Annotated in this window: 3 protein-coding genes; all 3 read right to left on the reverse strand. The window is 49.5% G+C overall.

Annotated features, from left to right (window positions below; translation table 11 throughout):
• On the reverse strand, positions 1 to 674 hold a 674-nt coding region (locus tag KBW69_RS23160; RefSeq protein ID WP_257282490.1), incomplete at its 3' end, for a hypothetical protein.
• Between the two features lie 219 nt (positions 675 to 893).
• Positions 894 to 2,432, reverse strand: a complete 1,539-nt coding sequence (locus tag KBW69_RS23165) for a C2H2-type zinc finger protein (protein ID WP_257282491.1) — start codon at positions 2,430 to 2,432, stop codon at positions 894 to 896.
• A 219-nt stretch (positions 2,433 to 2,651) separates the two neighbouring features.
• Positions 2,652 to 3,638, reverse strand: a 987-nt coding sequence (locus tag KBW69_RS23170) for a C2H2-type zinc finger protein (protein WP_257282493.1), incomplete at its 5' end; no start/stop codon positions are given.

Below are 3,638 nucleotides of genomic sequence, written 5' to 3' on the forward strand. Positions count from 1 at the left end.
TGTTTTTTCGCAGGAGGTGGATTTAATGTTAATGATGGACCGGTTGTACTGTCAGCACCCGAGACAACTGTCGGACCATCAGCAGGATGGCTTACCGGGCCAGACTCCTGATCGCCTGTTTGCAAATCGACACCTGTTCTGCAAGCGAAAGAGTCATCTGAGTTTGAACGACACCGGATAGTTGTGGATGGAACGAAGATACAGCGTCCTTGTCGATGACAACAGGGCTGTTGATGGCAATTTTCGTCAAGGCTATGTCGGGAGTCGGTAGGTCGGCCCGAATTTTCATCATTATGTTCGTTGTCGTATAGATAATGAGATTTTTCTGAATGCCTATTGAATGACTGACCATGATCCTCTTGCCCCTCTGTCCGGGAATAGTTCCCCCCGCCCGTTCCGTACATACAAGTGATGATCTGAAATTTTTTTCGCCTACAGGGTTTGTCATCAGGCGGTGAGCCTGACTCTGAATATCCGTTTGTACAGGTAATGTGTGATGGTTCGTTTTGCACAGGCCTCCCATCGTCCATTGGCATCGAAGATAATGTGCCCGGCTCAGTTTTTATAGAAAAACTCTGTCTTGTCGAAGCCCCATTCTGGTTAACCTCAACGATAAAACGGTAGGTCTGTGATTCAACCGTGCAGACGAATGGCACAACGATCAATACGTGCAAAAGTAGACTTTTAATGGTTCTATCCTTTGCTTTTTATGGGTAGGAGCAGTGAGGATAGACCAGAGAATAAGGGGCAAGGAATCAAAACAGAGTGGTCCATGGATTCTCCCATCGATTTCAAATATGCAGAAATTTTACTGAAACGCCGATGTTTTATACCTGATGACTGTCGTAAAAAACGTTTAGCCCATCACCCCCTGAGCCTGTGACAAGCGGAAGTCAATTACTTGACTTTGCATCATCAAGCTTTCGTTTTCGGTGTTGCCTTCTGTGAGCCGACAGGGCTTGAGCGTTTGGCAGGGTCTTCTGGCACACAGGGCAGGTTTGCTCTGAGGTGTGGTCTTTTCTTTTGTGATCCGTCAGGGCTTTCGCGTTTGGCAGGATCTTCTGGCACTTAGGGCAGGTTTGCTCTGAGGTATGATATTTTCTTTTGTGAGTCGACAGTGCTTGAGCGTTTGACAGGATCTTCTGGCACTCAGGGCAGGTTTGCCCTCCGGTGTGATATTGACTTTTGTGAACCGAAAGGGCTTTCAAGTTTGACAGGGGCTTCTGGCACTTAGGGCAGGTTTGCTTTGGGGTGTGATCTTTTCTTTTGTGATCCCACAGGGCTCTCGTGTTTGGCAGGGTCTTCTGGCACTCAGGGCAGGTTTGCTCTCCGGTGTGATATTGATTTTTGTGATCCGACAGGGCTCTCGCGTTTGGAAGGGTCTTCTGGCACTCAGGGCAGGTTCGCTCTCCGGTGTGATATTCACTTTTGTGAATCGAAAGGGCTTTCGCGTTTGACAGGGTCTTCTGGCACTCTGGGCAGGTTTGCTCCGGGGTGTGGTCTTTTCTTTTGTGATCGCACAGGGCTTTCGCGCTTGGCAGGATCTTCTGGCACTCAGGGCAGGTTTGCTCTGGGGTATGATATTTTCTTTTGTGAACTGACAGGGCTTGTGCGTTTGGCAGGATTTTCTGGCACTCAGGGCAGTTTCGCTCTCCGGTGTGATATTGCCTTTTGTGAGTGCTCAATGAGGCTTGAGAGCCAAATGATTTTTCACAGCCGGGGTGATCACATCGGTATTTTTTAGAGCCTGCCTTCCTTTGTTTTTTCGCAGGAGGTGGATTTAATGTTAATGATGGACCGGTTGTACTGTCAGCACCCGAGACAACTGTCGGACCATCAGCAGGATGGCTTACCGGGCCAGACTCCTGATCGCCTGTTTGAAAATGGACATCTGTTCTGAAAGCGAAAGAGTCGTCTGAGGTTGAACGACACAGGATACTTACAAAGGGAGCGAAGATACAGCGTCCTTGTCGATGACAGCAGGGCTGTTGATGGCAATTTTCGTCAAGGCTATGTCGAGAGTCTGTGGGCCGACCCGAATTTTCATCATTATGGTCGTTGTCGTATAGATAATGAGATTTTTCTGAGTGTCTATTGAATGACTGACCATGATCCTCTTGCCCCTTTGTCCGGGAATAGTTCCCGCTGTCCGTTCCGTACATACAAGTGATGATCTGAAATTTGTTTCGCCTACAGGGTTTGTCATCGGGTGGTGAGCCTGACTCTGAATATCCGTTTGTGCAGGTAATGTGTGATGGTTCGTTTTGCATCGCCCCCCCATCGTTCATTGGCATCGCAGATAATGTGCCCGGCTCAGTTTTTATAGAAAAACTCTGGCTCGTCGAAGCCCCGTTCTGGTTAACCTCAACGATAAAACGGTAGGTCTGTGACTCAACCGGGCAGACGAATGGCACAACGATCAATACGTGCAAGAGTAGACGTTTAATGGTTCTATCCTTTGTTTTCTTCGGATAGGAGCAGTGAGGATAGACGAGAGGATCAGGGGCAAGGAACTAAAACAGAGTTGTTCATGGATTCTCCCATCCATGGTAAACGTGCTGAAACTTTACTGAAACGCCGATGTTTTATACCTGATGACTGTCGTAAAAAACGTTTAGCCCTTCACCCCCTGAGCCTGTGACAAGCAGAAATCAATTACTTGACTTTGCATCATCAAGCTTTCGTTTTCGGTGTTGCCTTCTGTGATCCGACAGGGCATTCACGTTTGGCAGGATCTTCTGGCACTCTGGGCAGGCTTGCTCTGGGGTGTGGTCTTTTCTTTTGTGATCCGTCAGGGCTTTCGCGTTTGGCAGGATCTTCTGGCACTCAGGGCAGGTTTGCTCTGGGGTATGATATTTTCTTTTGTGAGTCGACAGCGCTTGAGCGTTTGGCAGGATCTTCTGGCACTCAGGGCAAGTTTGCTCCGGGGTGTGATCTTTTCTTTTGTGAGCCGACAGAGCCAGAGCGTTTGGCAGGGTCTTCTGGCACACGGGGCAGGTTTGCTCTGAGGTGTGGTCTTTTCTTTTGTGATACGACAGGGCTTTCGCATTTGGCAGGGTCTTCTGGCACTCTGGGCAGGTTTGCTCTGAGGTGTGGTCTTTTCTTTTGTGATCCCACAGGGCTTCCGTGTTTGGCAGGGTCTTCTGGCACTCAGAGCAGGTTTGCTCACCGGTGTGATCTTTTCTTTTGTGAGCCGACAGGGCTTTCGCGTTTGGCAGTGTCTTCTGGCACTCTGGGCAGGTTTGCCCTCCGGTGTGATATTGACTTTTGTGATCCGACAGTGCTTTCGCGTTGCGCAGGGTCTTCTGGCACTCTGGGCAGGTTTGCCCTGGGGTGTGATCCTTTCTTTTGTGAACCGACAGGGCCAGAGCATTTGGTAGGGTCTTCTGGCACTCAAGGCAGGTTTGCTCTGAGGTGTGGTCTTTTCTTTTGTGATCCGACAGGGCTTTCGCATTTGGCAGGGTCTTATGGCACTCAGGACAGGTTCGCTCTCCGGTGTGATATGCACTTTTGTGAATCGACAGGGCTTTCGCGTTTGACAGGGTCTTCTGGCACTCTGGGCAGGTTTGCTCTGAGGTGTGGTCTTTTCTTTTGTGATCCCACAGGGCTTCCGTGTTTGGCAGGGTCTTCTGGCACTC

Origin of the sequence: Endozoicomonas sp. ISHI1, from assembly GCF_024606225.1 — a bacterium.
Lineage (GTDB): Bacteria > Pseudomonadota > Gammaproteobacteria > Pseudomonadales > Endozoicomonadaceae > Endozoicomonas_A.